The 15,244-nt window shown below is 60.6% G+C and carries 15 protein-coding genes and 1 pseudogene; 8 read left to right on the forward strand and 8 right to left on the reverse strand.

Annotated elements, in window-relative coordinates; translation table 11 throughout:
• Positions 1-30 precede the first annotated feature (30 nt).
• The 3 genes from ACMXYH_RS00960 to ACMXYH_RS00970 all read left to right on the forward strand — a co-directional run bounded on the left by ACMXYH_RS00960 (position 31) and on the right by ACMXYH_RS00970 (position 1,862).
• Positions 31-588 (forward strand): DNA-3-methyladenine glycosylase I, encoded by a 558-nt coding sequence (locus ACMXYH_RS00960; RefSeq protein ID WP_129439737.1) that lies wholly within the window; start codon positions 31-33, stop codon positions 586-588.
• 40 nt (positions 589-628) lie between these two features.
• Positions 629-1,516 (forward strand): lysophospholipid acyltransferase, encoded by an 888-nt coding sequence (locus ACMXYH_RS00965; RefSeq protein ID WP_415766017.1) that lies wholly within the window; start codon positions 629-631, stop codon positions 1,514-1,516.
• A gap of 106 nt (positions 1,517-1,622) precedes the next feature.
• Entirely contained in the window at positions 1,623-1,862 is a 240-nt protein-coding gene (locus ACMXYH_RS00970; protein WP_129439733.1) for a PilZ domain-containing protein, read from the forward strand.
• Here ACMXYH_RS00970 and ACMXYH_RS00975 read toward each other — a convergent pair.
• The 5 genes and pseudogenes from ACMXYH_RS00975 to def form a co-directional block, all read right to left on the reverse strand.
• Positions 1,863-2,178 (reverse strand): annotated as a pseudogene (locus ACMXYH_RS00975) (tetratricopeptide repeat protein).
• A 112-nt stretch (positions 2,179-2,290) separates the two neighbouring features.
• Positions 2,291-3,664 (reverse strand): Trk system potassium transporter TrkA, encoded by a 1,374-nt coding sequence (trkA, locus tag ACMXYH_RS00980; RefSeq protein WP_415766018.1) that lies wholly within the window; start codon positions 3,662-3,664, stop codon positions 2,291-2,293.
• A 22-nt stretch (positions 3,665-3,686) separates the two neighbouring features.
• Complete coding sequence (gene rsmB / locus ACMXYH_RS00985) at positions 3,687-4,997, reverse strand: 16S rRNA (cytosine(967)-C(5))-methyltransferase RsmB (protein ID WP_134421100.1); 1,311 nt, start codon at positions 4,995-4,997, stop codon at positions 3,687-3,689.
• The gene (gene fmt / locus ACMXYH_RS00990) at positions 4,994-5,953 is read right to left on the reverse strand and encodes a methionyl-tRNA formyltransferase (protein ID WP_415766019.1); all 960 of its coding nucleotides are present in this window, start codon (positions 5,951-5,953) and stop codon (positions 4,994-4,996) included. Before fmt ends, rsmB begins: the two co-directional genes overlap by 4 nt.
• A 57-nt stretch (positions 5,954-6,010) precedes the next feature.
• Positions 6,011-6,517: a peptide deformylase gene (def, locus tag ACMXYH_RS00995; protein WP_046056612.1), complete on the reverse strand. Its 507-nt coding sequence runs from the start codon at positions 6,515-6,517 to the stop codon at positions 6,011-6,013.
• 172 nt (positions 6,518-6,689) lie between these two features.
• On the opposite strand from def, the gene ACMXYH_RS01000 reads away from it, so the two are divergent.
• The 3 genes from ACMXYH_RS01000 to ACMXYH_RS01010 all read left to right on the forward strand — a co-directional run bounded on the left by ACMXYH_RS01000 (position 6,690) and on the right by ACMXYH_RS01010 (position 9,507).
• A complete protein-coding gene (locus tag ACMXYH_RS01000; protein WP_129439727.1) occupies positions 6,690-7,715 on the forward strand; it encodes a LysM peptidoglycan-binding domain-containing protein in 1,026 nt (341 codons plus the stop codon).
• Positions 7,716-7,794: 79 nt separating this feature from the next.
• Positions 7,795-8,895: a DNA-processing protein DprA gene (gene dprA / locus ACMXYH_RS01005; RefSeq protein ID WP_415766020.1), complete on the forward strand. Its 1,101-nt coding sequence runs from the start codon at positions 7,795-7,797 to the stop codon at positions 8,893-8,895.
• A 54-nt stretch (positions 8,896-8,949) separates the two neighbouring features.
• Positions 8,950-9,507: an L-threonylcarbamoyladenylate synthase gene (locus ACMXYH_RS01010; RefSeq protein ID WP_129439724.1), complete on the forward strand. Its 558-nt coding sequence runs from the start codon at positions 8,950-8,952 to the stop codon at positions 9,505-9,507.
• A gap of 117 nt (positions 9,508-9,624) precedes the next feature.
• Here the strand turns inward: ACMXYH_RS01010 and ACMXYH_RS01015 are convergent, their stop codons facing one another.
• Positions 9,625-10,602 (reverse strand): NADPH:quinone reductase, encoded by a 978-nt coding sequence (locus tag ACMXYH_RS01015; protein ID WP_415766022.1) that lies wholly within the window; start codon positions 10,600-10,602, stop codon positions 9,625-9,627.
• Positions 10,603-10,773: 171 nt separating this feature from the next.
• On the opposite strand from ACMXYH_RS01015, the gene hemF reads away from it, so the two are divergent.
• Both hemF and aroE read left to right on the forward strand, forming a co-directional pair.
• Positions 10,774-11,688, forward strand: coding sequence for an oxygen-dependent coproporphyrinogen oxidase (gene hemF / locus ACMXYH_RS01020; RefSeq protein WP_415766023.1), 915 nt, complete (start codon positions 10,774-10,776; stop codon positions 11,686-11,688).
• 13 nt (positions 11,689-11,701) lie between these two features.
• Positions 11,702-12,523, forward strand: coding sequence for a shikimate dehydrogenase (gene aroE / locus ACMXYH_RS01025; RefSeq protein ID WP_415766024.1), 822 nt, complete (start codon positions 11,702-11,704; stop codon positions 12,521-12,523).
• Positions 12,524-12,604: 81 nt separating this feature from the next.
• On the opposite strand, the gene ACMXYH_RS01030 is transcribed toward aroE, so the two are convergent.
• Both ACMXYH_RS01030 and choX read right to left on the reverse strand, forming a co-directional pair.
• Positions 12,605-14,173, reverse strand: coding sequence for a SulP family inorganic anion transporter (locus ACMXYH_RS01030; protein WP_415766026.1), 1,569 nt, complete (start codon positions 14,171-14,173; stop codon positions 12,605-12,607).
• A 144-nt stretch (positions 14,174-14,317) separates the two neighbouring features.
• A complete protein-coding gene (gene choX, locus ACMXYH_RS01035) occupies positions 14,318-15,238 on the reverse strand; it encodes a choline ABC transporter substrate-binding protein (RefSeq protein WP_415766028.1) in 921 nt (306 codons plus the stop codon).
• Between the last annotated feature and the right edge of the window lie 6 nt (positions 15,239-15,244).

Genomic DNA, 15,244 nt, shown 5'->3' on the forward strand with positions numbered 1-15,244 from the left:
TTCGGTCCTGCGCACGCCCCCTGGAGCCTTATGCCACGCTGCTTTTGGTGTTCCGAAGATCCGCTGTATATGGCTTATCACGATCAGGAGTGGGGCACGCCGCTACGCGATGCGCAGGGATTGTTCGAGTTGCTTTTGCTCGAAGGGTTCCAGGCCGGCCTTTCCTGGATCACCGTGCTGCGTAAACGTGAGCACTATCGTCAGGTAATGTTCGGCTTCGACGTACAGCGCGTGGCGCAGATGAGCGACGCCGAAATCGATGAATTGATGCTCGATCCGGGCATCATTCGCAATCGCCTCAAACTCAATGCGGCCCGGCGCAATGCCCAGGCCTGGCTGGCGCTGGAGGATCCGGTGGCGTTTCTCTGGTCCTTCGTCGACGGCAAGCCTGTGATCAACCATTTCAAGGACCGCAGCGAAGTGCCGGCCGTGACGCCGACCGCCGTGGAGATGAGCAAAGGCCTGAAAAAGGCCGGTTTCACGTTCGTCGGCCCGACTATTTGTTACGCGCTGATGCAGGCCTCGGGCATGGTCATGGACCACACTCAGGATTGCGATCGCTACGCGGTGCTGGCGAACGGCGGTTAGAATAGCCGCCTCGCGCACAGCACAAGATCAGGAGTGACCTGTGGAAAAGTTTAAAGGCGCCTTGCTGGTAGGCGCTCTGCGGCTGTTTGCCCTGCTCCCGTGGCGGGCAGTGCAGGCCGTGGGCTCGGCCATCGGCTGGGTCATGTGGAAAACCCCCAACCGTTCCCGCGATGTGGTGCGGATCAATCTCGCCAAGTGTTTCCCGGACATGGACGCGGCTGAACGGGAGCGACTGGTAGGCCAAAGCCTGAAAGACATCGGCAAATCCCTGACCGAAAGCGCCTGCGCCTGGATCTGGCCGGCCCAGCGCTCCATCGACCTGGTGCGTGAAGTCGAAGGTCTCGACGTATTGAAGGACGCCCTCGCCTCCGGCAAAGGGGTCGTTGGCATCACCAGCCACCTGGGCAACTGGGAAGTGTTGAACCACTTCTATTGCAGCCAGTGCAAACCGATCATTTTCTATCGCCCGCCGAAGTTGAAGGCGGTGGATGATTTGCTGCGCAAGCAGCGGGTGCAATTGGGCAACCGGGTGGCCGCTTCCACCAAGGAAGGCATCCTCAGTGTTATCAAGGAAGTGCGCAAAGGTGGTGCAGTGGGCATTCCCGCTGACCCGGAACCGTCCGAATCCGCCGGGATTTTCGTGCCGTTCTTCGCCACACAGGCCCTGACCAGCAAGTTCGTACCGAACATGCTCGCCGGCGGCAAAGCGGTCGGCGTGTTCCTGCATGCGCTACGTCTGCCGGATGGTTCGGGTTACAAAGTGATCCTCGAAGCCGCGCCAGAGGCCATGTACAGCACCGATACCGAGACGTCCTGCGCGGCCATGAGCCAGGTGGTCGAGCGCTATGTGCGGGCGTATCCGAGCCAGTACATGTGGAGCATGAAGCGCTTCAAGAAGCGTCCACCCGGCGAAGAACGCTGGTACTGATAAGGCTGGCACGATCTGTGGATAACCCGTAGGAGCTGCCGCAGGCTGCGATCTTTTGATCTTGCTCATCGGCTTATCCACAACACGTTCAATAAGGGCGCAACAGATGTCCGAACACCGCAAATCCTTTCGTATCAAGATCAGTCACCACAGCTTCGGCGAATGCCTGGGCCAGACGCGTAACCTTTCGACGACAGGCGTCTACGTCAAGCATCCGGGCCTGTCGACATTGCCCAAGGGCGCGGTGGTGTACGGTCAGGTGCAGGACTTATCCACAGGCGCGCCGCGCGTGCGCATGGAAGTGGTGCTGGTGGATGCAGAGGGCATTGGCCTGCGATACCTCTGATCAGTGAGCCTGACGCTCAAGCTTCTTCAGAAACACGGTCATTTCCTTTTCGGCCTGCTTGTCGCCATGGGCGCGAGCGGCTTCCAGGCCCCAGTTCCCACGCCTGACGTGCGGCCGCGAAATCCTTCAGCCCCAGATGGGCCTTGCCCAAAAGCTTCCAGGCTGCTGAATACTTCGGATCGAATTCGACGCAACGCTGGAAATGCTCAGCGGCCTTGGCGTTTTCCCCAAGATCCAGATAACCCTTGCCCAGCCCGAAGCGCAGCAATGAGTTATCCACACCCTTGGCGAGCATTTTTTCCAGGGATTCGAGCATGGGTGGATTCCTTTGGCGTGCTGAAGCGAAGATCAAAAGATCGCAGCCTCCGGCAGCTCCTACTGAGATCGGCGTAGGAGCTGCCGAAGGCTGCGATCTTGGCGATTTTGAATTAGAAAAAGCTCAACCCCACATGGAACAGCTTTTCCACATCCCGAATATGCTTCTTATCCACAAGGAACAGAATCACATGGTCACCCGCCGCAATCACCGTGTCATCGTGGGCAATGATCACCTCTTCGTCGCGGATGATTGCGCCGATGGTGGTTCCCGGCGGCAGACCAATGTTCTCAATGGACTTGCCGATGACCTTACTCGACTTCTCATCACCGTGGGCAATCGCCTCGATGGCTTCCGCCGCGCCCCGGCGCAATGAGTGCACGCTGACGATATCGCCACGGCGCACGTGGGCCAGTAAGGTGCCGATGGTCGCCAATTGCGGGCTGATGGCGATGTCGATGTCGCCGCCCTGGATCAGGTCGACGTAGGCCGGGTTGTTGATGATGGTCATCACCTTCTTCGCACCCAGGCGCTTGGCCAGCAGCGAGGACATGATGTTGGCTTCGTCGTCGTTGGTCAGGGCCAGGAAAAGGTCAGCGTCGGCGATGTTCTCTTCCAGCAGTAGATCCCGATCCGAAGCGCTGCCCTGCAGTACCACGGTGCTGTCAAGGGTGTCCGAGAGATGACGGCAGCGGGCCGGGTTCATCTCGATGATCTTCACTTGGTAACGGCTTTCGATGGCCTCGGCCAGACGCTCACCGATCTGCCCGCCGCCCGCGATGACGATGCGTTTGTAGCTCTCATCGAGGCGGCGCATTTCGCTCATCACGGCGCGAATATTCGCCTTGGCGGCGATGAAAAAGACTTCGTCGTCCGCCTCGATCACCGTATCGCCCTGGGGCAGGATCGGCCGATCGCGACGGAAAATCGCCGCCACGCGGGTTTCGACATTCGGCATGTGCTCACGCAACTGTCGCAGTTGCTGACCCACCAGCGGGCCGCCGTAGTACGCCTTGACCGCCACCAATTGGGCTTTGCCTTCGGCGAAGTCGATCACCTGCAAGGCGCCCGGATGCTGGATCAGGCGCTTGATGTAATGGGTGACCACTTGCTCCGGGCTGATCAGCACGTCCACCGGAATCGCTTCGTTGTCGAACAGCTCGGAGCGAGTCAGGTAGGCAGCTTCGCGAACCCGGGCAATTTTGGTCGGGGTGTGAAACAGGGAGTGGGCAACCTGGCAGGCAATCATGTTGGTTTCGTCGCTGTTGGTCACCGCCACCAGCATGTCGGCGTCGTCGGCGCCGGCCTGACGCAGCACGGTCGGCAGCGAGCCGCGGCCTTGCACAGTGCGGATGTCCAACCGATCACCGAGGTCGCGCAGACGTTCGCCATCAGTGTCGACCACGGTGATGTCATTGGCCTCGCTGGCCAAGTGTTCCGCCAGCGAACCGCCGACCTGCCCTGCGCCGAGGATGATGATTTTCATCCAGTCACTCCCTTAAAACCCATTAACCGCGCGCGGCGGCGATCTTGATCAGCTTGGCGTAGTAGAACCCGTCGTGGCCGCCTTCCTGAGCCAGCAATTGGCGGCCGTGAGGTTGCTTGATACCGGCTTGAGTCGCGAGGTCCAGTTCACGGGCACCCGGCGTGCGAGCGAGGAAGGCTTCGATGACTTCGGTGTTCTCGGTCGGCAGCGTGGAGCAGGTGGCGTAAAGCAGGATGCCGCCGACCTCCAAAGTTATCCACATGGCATCGAGCAGTTCGCCCTGGAGAACCGCGAGTGCGGCGATGTCGTCGGGTTGGCGAGTCAGCTTGATGTCCGGGTGACGACGAATCACGCCGGTGGCCGAGCACGGCGCGTCCAGCAGAATGCGCTGGAACGGCTTGCCGTCCCACCAGGTGGCGGTGTCGCGGCCGTCGGCGGCGATCAGTTCGGCGCTCAGGCCCAGGCGTGCGAGGTTTTCCCGCACTCGCACCAGACGCTTGGCTTCCAGGTCCACCGCGACCACGCCGGCGAGTGCCGGCTCGGCTTCAAGGATGTGGCAGGTCTTGCCGCCCGGGGCACAGCAGGCGTCCAGCACCCGTTGGCCCGGAGCCAGGTCGAGCAGATCGGCGGCCAGTTGCGCGGCTTCGTCCTGCACGCTGATCCAGCCTTCTGCGAAACCCGGCAAGCTGCGCACGTCGGCAGCGGCGTCGAGAATGATGCCGTCCTGACTGTAAACACACGGCGTGGCGGCGATGCCGGCGTCGGTCAGCAACCCGAGATAAGCATCGCGACTGTGATGACGACGGTTGACCCGCAAGATCATCGGCGGATGCGCGTTGTTCGCCGCACAAATGGCTTCCCACTGCTCGGGCCAGAAAGCCTTCAGGGATTTTTGCAGCCAGCGCGGGTGGGCGGTGCGCACCACAGGATCGTGTTCCAGCTCGGCCAGCAGCGCTTCGCTTTCACGCTGGGCGCGGCGCAACACGGCGTTGAGCAAGGCCTTGGCCCAGGGCTTTTTCAGCTTGTCGGCGCAACCCACGGTTTCGCCGATGGCGGCATGGGCCGGAACCCGGGTGTAGAGCAACTGGTAGAGCCCAACCAGCAACAGCGCTTCGACATCGGCGTCGGCTGCCTTGAATGGCTTCTGCAGCAACTTGGCCGCCAGCGCCGACAAACGTGGCTGCCAGCGAGCGGTGCCGAACGCCAGGTCTTGGGTGAAGCCGCGGTCGCGGTCTTCAACCTTGTCCATTTGTGTTGGCAGAGAACTGTTGAGTGAGGCTTTTCCGTTAAGAACAGCAGCAAGTGCCTTGGCGGCGGCCAGACGTGGATTCATTGAACGTCCGCCGCTTGACCGAGGACGGTGCCGACGGCGAATTTCTCACGACGGCTGTTGAACAAGTCGCTGAAGTTTAGCGCCTTGCCGCCGGGCAATTGCAGACGAGTCAGACACAGGGCTTGCTCACCGCAGGCGACGATCAAACCCTCCTTGCTGGCGCTGAGGATTTCACCGGGAGCGCCCTGCCCTTCGGCGAGGCTCGCAGCCAGCACCTTCAATGCTTCGCCATTCAGCGTGCTGTGGCAGATCGGCCATGGATTGAAGGCGCGAACCAGACGTTCCAGCTCAACCGCCGGACGGGTCCAGTCGACGCGTGCTTCATCCTTGTTCAATTTGTGAGCATAAGTGGCGAGGCTGTCGTCCTGCACTTCGCCATCCAGCGTGCCGGCAGCGAGGCCGGCAATCGCCTGAATCACCGCTGGGGGACCCATTTCAGCCAGACGGTCGTGGAGGCTGCCGCCCGTGTCTTCGGGGGTGATCGGCGTGGTGACTTTCAGCAGCATCGGCCCGGTGTCGAGGCCCAGTTCCATACGCATCACGGTCACACCGCTTTCGCTGTCGCCCGCTTCGACGGCGCGCTGGATCGGCGCCGCACCGCGCCAGCGTGGCAGCAAGGAGGCGTGGCTGTTGATGCAGCCCAGGCGTGGAATATCCAGCACCACTTGCGGCAGGATCAGGCCGTAGGCGACCACCACCAGCAAGTCAGGTTTGAGCGCGGCCAGTTCAGCCTGAGCGTCTTCGTTGCGCAGGGTTGGCGGTTGCAGCACCGGGATGTTGTTCTCGAGAGCCAACTGCTTGACCGGGCTTGGCATCAACTTTTGCCCACGGCCCGCCGGACGGTCCGGTTGGGTGTAGACCGCGACGATCTCGTAAGGGCTGTCGAGCAGGGCCTTTAGGTGTTCGGCGGCGAATTCCGGGGTGCCGGCAAAGACGATGCGCAGTGGCTCAGTCATTCAAAAGGTCTCGCAAAAGAAAAAGGCTTGCCGCAGCAAGCCTTTGAAAGGAGGGCATCAAGCGTTCTGGCGATGGAGCTTTTCCAGTTTCTTCTTGATTCGGTCGCGTTTGAGATTGGACAGGTAGTCGACGAACAATTTGCCATTCAGGTGGTCGCATTCATGCTGGATGCACACCGCGAGCAGGCCTTCGGCGATCAGTTCGTAAGGCTGGCCGTCGCGGTCCAGGGCCTTGATTTTGACCTTCTGTGGGCGATCGACGTTTTCGTAGAAGCCCGGCACCGAGAGGCAGCCTTCCTGATATTGCTCCATCTCGTCGGTCAGGGTTTCGAACTCGGGGTTGATGAACACCCGTGGTTCGCTGCGGTCTTCGGAGAGGTCCATCACGACGATACGTTTGTGCACGTTGACCTGGGTCGCGGCGAGGCCGATGCCTGGCGCTTCATACATTGTTTCAAACATGTCATCGACCAACTGACGCACTTCGTCGTCCACTACGGCCACAGGTTTGGCGATAGTGCGCAGGCGCGAATCGGGGAATTCGAGGATGTCTAAAATGGCCATAAGCTTAATTGCTGCACGTTTGAGGTAATGTCGGGTCGATGGCCTGGCGGGTCCGAAGATGCAGGCTACCGTTGTAAAACGTAGCTTCCTTCTCTTTTTGGTAAAGAGTCGGGAGCGAGCCACGAGGGCTCTGGCGTTCTACGCGAATGCACATAATAAAGGGATTCACCGCATGAGGAAATCACTACTCGCCTTGCTCCTTCTGGCCTCGGCCGGTTTGGCGCACGGGCAAGTGCAACTCAAGGAAGGTTTTCCACAGCAATACACTGTGGTATCGGGTGACACACTCTGGGACATCTCGGGGAAATTCCTTCGTGAACCGTGGAAATGGCCGGAACTCTGGCAAGCCAATCCACAGATCGAAAACCCCAATCTGATTTACCCCGGCGACTCGCTGTCGCTGGTCTACGTCAACGGGCAACCACGTCTGACCCTCAATCGCGGCGCTTCCCGGGGCACCATCAAGCTTTCGCCACGCATCCGCAGCAGCCCGGTTGCCGATGCGATCCCAAGCATTCCGCTGCAGTCGATCAACAGCTTTCTGCTGAGCAACCGCATCGTCGACACGGTCGAGGACTTCGACAAGGCGCCTTATATCGTCGCCGGCGATGCCGAACGCGTGCTCAGTGGCACCGGTGATCGAATCTTCGCTCGCGGCCACTTCGATCCGGCTCAGCCGGTTTACGGCATCTTCCGTCAGGGCAAGGTCTACACCGATCCTGTCAGTAAAGAATTTTTGGGGATCAATGCCGACGACATCGGCGGTGGCGAGATTGTGGCCACCGAAGGCGACGTCGCCACCCTGGCACTGCAACGCACCACTCAGGAAGTCCGCCTCGGCGACCGCTTGTTCAGCGGTGAAGAGCGATCGATCAACTCGACCTTCATGCCCAGTGCGCCAAAAACCGAGATCAACGGGTTGATTATCGACGTGCCGCGCGGGGTTACCCAAATTGGCGCGCTGGATGTGGTCACGCTGAACAAGGGCCATCGCGATGGCTTGGCCGAAGGCAACGTGTTGGTGGTGATGAAAACCGGCGAGACCGTGCGTGACCGGATCACCGGTCAGCCACTGAAAATCCCGGATGAACGCGCCGGTCTGCTGATGGTTTTCCGCACCTATGACAAGCTCAGCTACGGGCTGGTGCTCAACGCATCACGCTCCCTGGCGGTGCTGGACAAGGTGCGAAATCCTTAACAGGCTCTACAAGTTACCAACAGAGTTATCCACAGCTTATTCCCGTTTGAACGGGGCTCATAACGATCAAGGATGATCCATGTCGCTGTCTGCTTTTGCACCGGTTTCCCCTGCGGAACTGGAAGCTCGTTTACGTTTGCATCGCCTGCCGGAACTCGGTCCTGCGCGTTTCAAGAAATTGCTTGAGGCCTTCGGCTCGGCGTCCAAGGCTATCAGCGCGCCGGCCAGTGCCTGGCGTTCACTGGGTTTGCCACTCGCTTGCGCGGAGGCCAGGCGCTCCAGTGAAATCCGTGATGGCGCGAGCCATGCATTGGCCTGGTTAGAGCGTCCGGGCCAGCATTTACTGATGTGGGACCAATCTGACTACCCGGCACTGCTGGCGGAAATCAGTGATGCGCCGCCATTGTTATTCGTGGCGGGCAATCCTGGCATTCTGGAAAAACCGCAGCTGGCGATGGTCGGCAGCCGTCGCGCTTCGCGGCCGGGCATGGACACCGCCGCCGCCTTTTCCCGCAGTTTGGCCGGCGCCGGTTTTGTCATTACCAGCGGTCTGGCACTGGGTATTGATGCCGCCGCGCATCAAGCCGCTTTGGATGTGGGCGGGCGAACGGTCGGTGTACTTGGCACGGGACTTGAAAAGTTTTATCCACAGCGCAATCGAAGGCTGGCAGACGCGATGATCGCCTCGGGCAGCGCAGTGCTTTCGGAGTTCCCGCTGGACGCCGGACCGACCGCCAGCAACTTCCCCCGGCGCAATCGAATCATCAGCGGTTTATCCCTGGGCGTGCTGGTGGTCGAGGCGAGTGTCGCCAGCGGTTCGTTGATCACCGCAAGGCTCGCGGCGGAACAAGGGCGCGAGGTGTATGCGATTCCAGGGTCGATCCATCACCCGGGTGCAAAGGGTTGTCATCAACTGATCCGCGACGGCGCGGTGCTGGTAGAAACCATCGAGCATATCCTCGAAGCCTTGCGTGGCTGGCAGCAGTTGCCGTTACCCACAGCGACACCAGCGGTGACACATCCGTTGCTTATGCTGCTGCATGCGGCGCCGCATACCAGTGAAGCGTTGTCCGTCACCAGCGGCTGGGCCTTGCCGAAAGTGCTGGCGGCACTGACGGAACTGGAAATGGATGGTCGGGCGGTCTGCGAAAGCGGGCGCTGGTTTGCGCGGGTGAGCTAGGTTTTATAAGGAAGATCGGTAAACTGCGCAGAGCCTTATTCCGGAGAGTTTTTCATGGTTAACAGTTGGCGTGTGCAACAAGCCGCGCAAGCCATTCGCGCAGGTGCGGTGATTGCCTATCCAACCGAAGCGGTCTGGGGGCTGGGTTGCGACCCATGGGACGAAGAGGCGGTTGAGCGTCTGTTGATGCTCAAGGGCCGGTCTGTGGGTAAGGGGCTGATTCTGGTCGCCGACAACATCCGGCAGTTCGACTTCCTCTTCGAAGACTTCCCGGAGCTGTGGATGGACCGCATGGCCAGCACCTGGCCGGGACCGAACACCTGGCTGGTGCCGCATCAGAATATGTTGCCCCAGTGGATTACCGGCGTGCATGAAACGGTGGCGCTGCGGGTCAGCGATCATCCGCTGGTGCGGGATTTGTGTGCGTTGGTCGGGCCGCTGGTGTCGACCTCGGCCAATCCACAGGGCCGGCCGGCGGCGCGCACACGGATTCGCGTGGAGCAGTATTTCCGTGGGCAGTTGGATTTGGTGTTGGGCGGGAATCTGGGTGGGCGCAAGAACCCGAGCGTGATCCGAGACCTGGCAACCGGGCATGTCGTGCGCCCGGATTAAGACCGCGTCATCGTTCATCGCGAGCAAGCTCGCTCCCACAGGAGATCTTCAGTGAACACAGAATTTGTGTTCGACAACGATCCACTGTGGGAGCGAGCTTGCTCGCGATGGCGTCCGTCAAGGCAACAAAACAGTCGAACCCGTCGTACGCCGTGCCGACAACTCGGTCTGCGCCTTCGCCGCTTCAGCCAATGGATACTTCTGGCTGATGTCCACCTTCAACTTGCCACTGATGATCATCTCAAACAGCTCATCCGCCATACACTGCAGGTTTGCAGCATTGTTGGCGTAAGTCGCGAGGGTAGGCCGGGTCACGTACAACGAACCCTTCGCCGACAGAATTCCCAGGTTCACCCCGTCTACCGCACCCGACGCATTGCCGAAGCTCACCACCAGACCGCGAGGCGCCGCGCTATCAAGCGAAGTCAGCCAAGTGTCCTTGCCCACGCCGTCGTACACCACCGGGACCTTTTTGCCGTCGGTCAATTCCAGTACGCGCTGTGCGACGTTTTCATGACTGTAATCGATGGTCGCCCAAGCGCCGTTGGCCTTTGCCAGTGCGGCTTTCTCCGGTGAGCTGACCGTGCCGATCAACTTCACACCCAAGGCCTTGGCCCACTGGCAGGCCAGGGAACCGACGCCACCCGCGGCAGCGTGGAACAGGATGGTTTCGCCACCCTTGAGTTCATACGTCTGACGCAACAGGTACTGCACGGTCAGGCCCTTGAGCATTACGCCGGCGGCCTGTTCGAAGCTGATCGCGTCCGGCAGATGCACCAGATTGGCCTCCGGCAACACGTGAACGTCGCTGTAGGCGCCCAATGGACCGCTGCCATACGCCACGCGATCACCGACCTTGAACCGGGTGACTTCACTTCCCACCCCCTCGACCACGCCCGCGCCTTCCGAGCCCAGGCCCGATGGCAGGGCTGGCGGTGCATAGAGACCGCTGCGGTAATAGGTATCGATGAAGTTCAGGCCGATGGCCTTGTTGGTCACGCGAACCTGCTGCGGACCGGGCTCGGCGGGTTGGTAGTCAACATACTCGAGCACTTCGGGGCCGCCGTGGGCGCGGAACTGGATACGCTTAGCCATCAGAACTCTCCTTAGGTCTTAGCTACTAGAGTTGTAGCGCGAAGCTCCCTATCGGACTCCTATGCTTGATCTTCGTCAACTGCGACGGGGCAAGGTGCAGTGTTATCCTACGCAGCAATTTGCCGCCGGCCATTAAGCGCCGCGTAGCTTTGCCCGATTCAAGGTGATGACATGACGACCCGCACCGAGGCCGTAAAAGCCTACCTGCTCGACCTGCAAGACCGCATTTGCGCGGCCCTCGAAGCTGAAGACGGCGGCACGCAGTTCGTCGAAGACGCCTGGACCCGGCCTGCCGGTGGTGGCGGTCGCACCCGGGTGATCGAAAACGGTGCTGTCATCGAAAAGGGCGGCGTCAACTTTTCCCACGTCTTCGGCAGCGGTCTCCCACCGTCCGCCAGCGCCCATCGACCAGAACTGGCCGGCCGTGGCTTCGAAGCCCTTGGCGTCTCTTTGGTCATTCACCCGCACAACCCGCACGTGCCGACGTCCCACGCCAACGTGCGCTTTTTCATCGCTGAAAAAGATGGCGAAGAACCAGTCTGGTGGTTCGGCGGTGGCTTCGACCTGACCCCTTATTACGGCAATGAAGAAGACTGCGTGCACTGGCACCGCGTTGCCGAGCAGGCCTGCGCGCCGTTTGGCCCGGACGTCTACTCGCGCTACAAGGCCTGGTGTGACAGCTACTTCCACATCAAGCATCGACACGAGCCGCGCGGCATCGGTGGCCTGTTCTTCGATGACTTGAACGAGTGGGACTTCGACACTAGCTTCGCCTTCATGCGCGCCATCGGTGACGCGTTCATCGACGCCTACCTGCCGATCGTGCAGCGCCGCAAAAATGATGCGTTTACCGCCAAACAGCGTGAATTCCAGGAGTTCCGCCGTGGGCGCTACGTTGAATTCAACCTGGTCTACGACCGCGGCACGCTGTTCGGTCTGCAATCGGGCGGGCGTACCGAGTCGATCCTGATGTCTCTGCCGCCGCAAGTACGCTGGAGCTACGACTGGAAAGCCGAGCCGGGCAGCGAAGAAGCACGGCTGACCGAGTACTTCCTGCAAGACCGCGATTGGTTGGCCAAGGCCTGAACGAGGAATCCTGATGGACCGTTATGTCGTTTTCGGTAACCCGATTGGCCACAGTAAGTCGCCGCTGATCCACCGTCTGTTCGCCGAGCAGACGGCTCAAAAACTGGACTACAGCACATTGCTGGCGCCCCTCGACGATTTTCCCACGTGCGCCCGGACGTTTTTCCTCGAAGGTCGTGGGGCGAATGTGACGGTGCCGTTCAAGGAAGAGGCTTATCGTCTGGCGAACAGTCTGACGGCGCGAGCGCAACGCGCCGGTGCGGTGAACACCCTGAGCAAACTGGCCGATGGCAGCCTGCTGGGCGACAACACCGATGGCGCCGGACTGGTGCGAGACCTGACGGTCAACGCCGGTTTCAGCCTCAAGGGCAAACGCATCCTGCTGCTCGGTGCTGGCGGTGCGGTGCGCGGTGCACTGGAGCCGTTGCTGGCCGAGCAACCCGCCTCGGTGATCATCGCCAACCGCACGGTGGAAAAAGCCGAACTGTTGGCGGAATTGTTCGCGGACCTGGGGCCGGTGTCGGCCAGTGGTTTTGATTGGTTGAAGGAGTCGGTGGACCTGATCATCAACGCGACGTCCGCCAGTCTGTCAGGGGATGTACCGCCGATTGCCAGCAGTTTGATCGAGCCGGGCAAAACGGTGTGCTACGACATGATGTACGGCAAGGAGCCGACTTCATTCTGCCGTTGGGCCAGTGAACATGGCGCGGCGGTGTCGATGGATGGTTTGGGGATGCTCGCCGAACAAGCGGCAGAAGCCTTCTTCCTGTGGCGCGGCGTGCGGCCGGATACGGCGCCGGTGCTCGCCGAACTTCGCCGCCAGTTGGCCCTTTAAAGTCAAAAGATCGCAGCCTGCGGCAGCTCCTACATGGGATAGGCGTTCACTCTGTAGGAGCTGCCGCAGGCTGCGATCTTTTTAGTCTTCGAAACGGATCGGGCATTTCTCCGCGCCTTCCAGCTTCCTCAATTCTTCCACCACCTGCGGCCGCGCGCGCCGCAGGGTCAGGCTGCGATCCTGGCGCAGTAGCCGTCGCGCTTCCTGGTGCAACATCTCCACGCCTGAATAGTCGATGAAGTTGATTTGCTGCGCCTCGATCACCACGCGCGCGCCGTGCATTCGTTGCAGGCGTACTTGCAGGTAATGGCTGGCGCCGAAAAAGATTGAGCCGCCAACTCGCAGGATGTCTTCATCCCCATCCCGCCAATGCTGGACTCGCGGTTGCGAGGTGCGTTTGAGGTAGAAGAACAGCGAAGCCAGCACCCCGGCGTAGATCGCGGTCTGCAATTCCAGCAGCAGTGTGGCGACACAGGTCAGCGCCATGACCAGAAACTCGGCGCGGCTGACCCGCAACAACGCGCGAATACCGCGATGATCCACCAGCCCCCACGCGATCAACAGAATGCTGCCGGCCATGGCCGGGATCGGAATGTGCGCGATCAAATTCGCGCCGAAGATGGCGAACAGCGCCACCCACACCGCCGAAAAAACGCCGGCCATTGGCGAGCAGGCACCGGCTTCGTAGCTCAGGCCGGAGCGGGTGAAGGAACCGGCTGACAGCGATCCGGAAAAAAACGCACCGACCATGTTCGATAATCCCTGGGCGCGGACCTCTTGGTTGGCGTCGAGCAACTGCTGGGAGCGGGCCGACAAGGATCGGGCAATCGACAGACTGGTGACCAGCCCGAGCATGCCCACCGCCACCGCGCTGGGTAGCAAGCGCAGAATCAGATCAAGATCCAGCGGCAGCGGGCTGAAGGGCGGCAGCCGCCCGACAAACGCGCTGACCAACTTCACATGACCAAACATCGATGGCCAGAGCCAGACCAGCAATCCGCTCAGCGCCAAGGTGATCAACAGCGTCGGCCAGCGCGGCAGGAGCAATTTGAGGATCACGCCCACGACGACCGTCGCCAGGCCCAGCATTAGCGACGGTTTATCCACAGCGCCGAGATGACTCAACAGCATCATCAAGCTGTTCAGCGCCGTCGCTTGGTTGGGCAATTCCAGCCCCAACAGATTCGGCAGTTGGCCGATGGCAATCACCACCGCCGCGCCGAGGGTGAAACCCAGCACTACCGAGTGCGAGACGAAATTCACCAAGGCGCCGAAGCGCAGCAAACCGAGCAGCCACTGGAAAATGCCGGCAAGCAGCGTCAGCAAAAGGATCAGGGTGACGTAGTCCTCTGACGCCGGAACGGCCAGGGGACTGACGCTGGCGTACAAGACAATAGAAATCGCCGCCGTAGGACCGCAGATCAAGTGCCACGAAGAACCCCAGAGACAGGCGATCAGCACCGGGATAATCGCAGCATATAGACCGTATTCAGGTGGGAGACCGGCGATCAGCGCGTAGGCAATGGATTGCGGCAACGCGAGAATCGCGCCGCTGAGGCCGACGATCAGATCGCGACCGACGCTGGCGCGGGTTTGCCGAGGCAACCAGCTGAGGAAAGGGAAGAGCGAATGGCGGCTTGGAAAGGCCATGGGTCCTCTCGGGTGGGATTTTGCGCAAGGGTAGCAGGACGAGACACTGTGGGAGCGGGCTTGCTCGCGAATGCGGTGGGTCATTCAACATTGATATCGACTGACCCACCGCATTCGCGAGCAAGCCCGCTCCCACATGGGGTGCTAGAGCTTGGCTTTCACCGCCCCCAACGCATCTTTCCCATCCACGGTCTTCACCCCGTCCAGCCACTTATCCAGCACCGCCGGATTAGCCTTGATCCATGCCTTGGCCGCATCAGCATTGCTGACCTTCTTGTTCACCACCTCGGCCATGATGCTGTTCTCCATTTCCTGGGTGAAACTCAGGTTGGTGAGCAGTTTGCCGACATTCGGGCAGGCCTGTGCATAACCTTTGCGGGTCAGGGTGTGGACGCTGCCGGTGTCGCCGAAGTACTTCTCGCCGCCCTTCAGATAGTGCATTTTCAGTTGCACGTTCATCGGGTGCGGGGTCCAGCCGAGGAAGGTCACGAACTTCTGTTTTTTCACCGCGCGAGACACTTCCGCCAGCATCGCCTGCTCACTGGACTCGACCAGTTTCCACTGGCCCATGTCAAAGTCGTTCTTCTTGATGATTTCCTGCAAGGAGATGTTGGCGGGAGCGCCGGAGCCGATGCCGTAGATCTTCTTGTCGAACTTGTCGGCGTATTTGTTCAGGTCGGAAAAGTCATGCACACCCGCGTCCCAGACGTAATCCGGGACCGCGAGCGTGAATTCGGTGCCGTCGAGGTTCTTCGCCAGTTGCGTGACATCGCCGGTGGCCACGAACTTGTCGTAGAAACCCTGTTGTGCCGGCATCCAGTTACCGAGAAACACGTCGACCTGACCGTCTTTCAAGCCGCCAAAGGTGATCGGCACTGCGAGCGTGTCGACCTTGGCCTTGTAGCCCATGCCGTCCAGCAGAAACCCGGTGATGGCGTTGGTCGCGGCGATGTCGCTCCAGCCAGGGTCGGCCATTTTCACCGTCTCGCAACTCTGATCGGCATAGGCCGATGCACTGCCCAGAGCCAAAAGCCCGACCGTCATTGCTGTGGATAACGTACGCATGGCATT

The sequence above is a fragment of the Pseudomonas frigoris genome, assembly GCF_047758635.1.
Lineage (GTDB): Bacteria > Pseudomonadota > Gammaproteobacteria > Pseudomonadales > Pseudomonadaceae > Aquipseudomonas > Aquipseudomonas frigoris.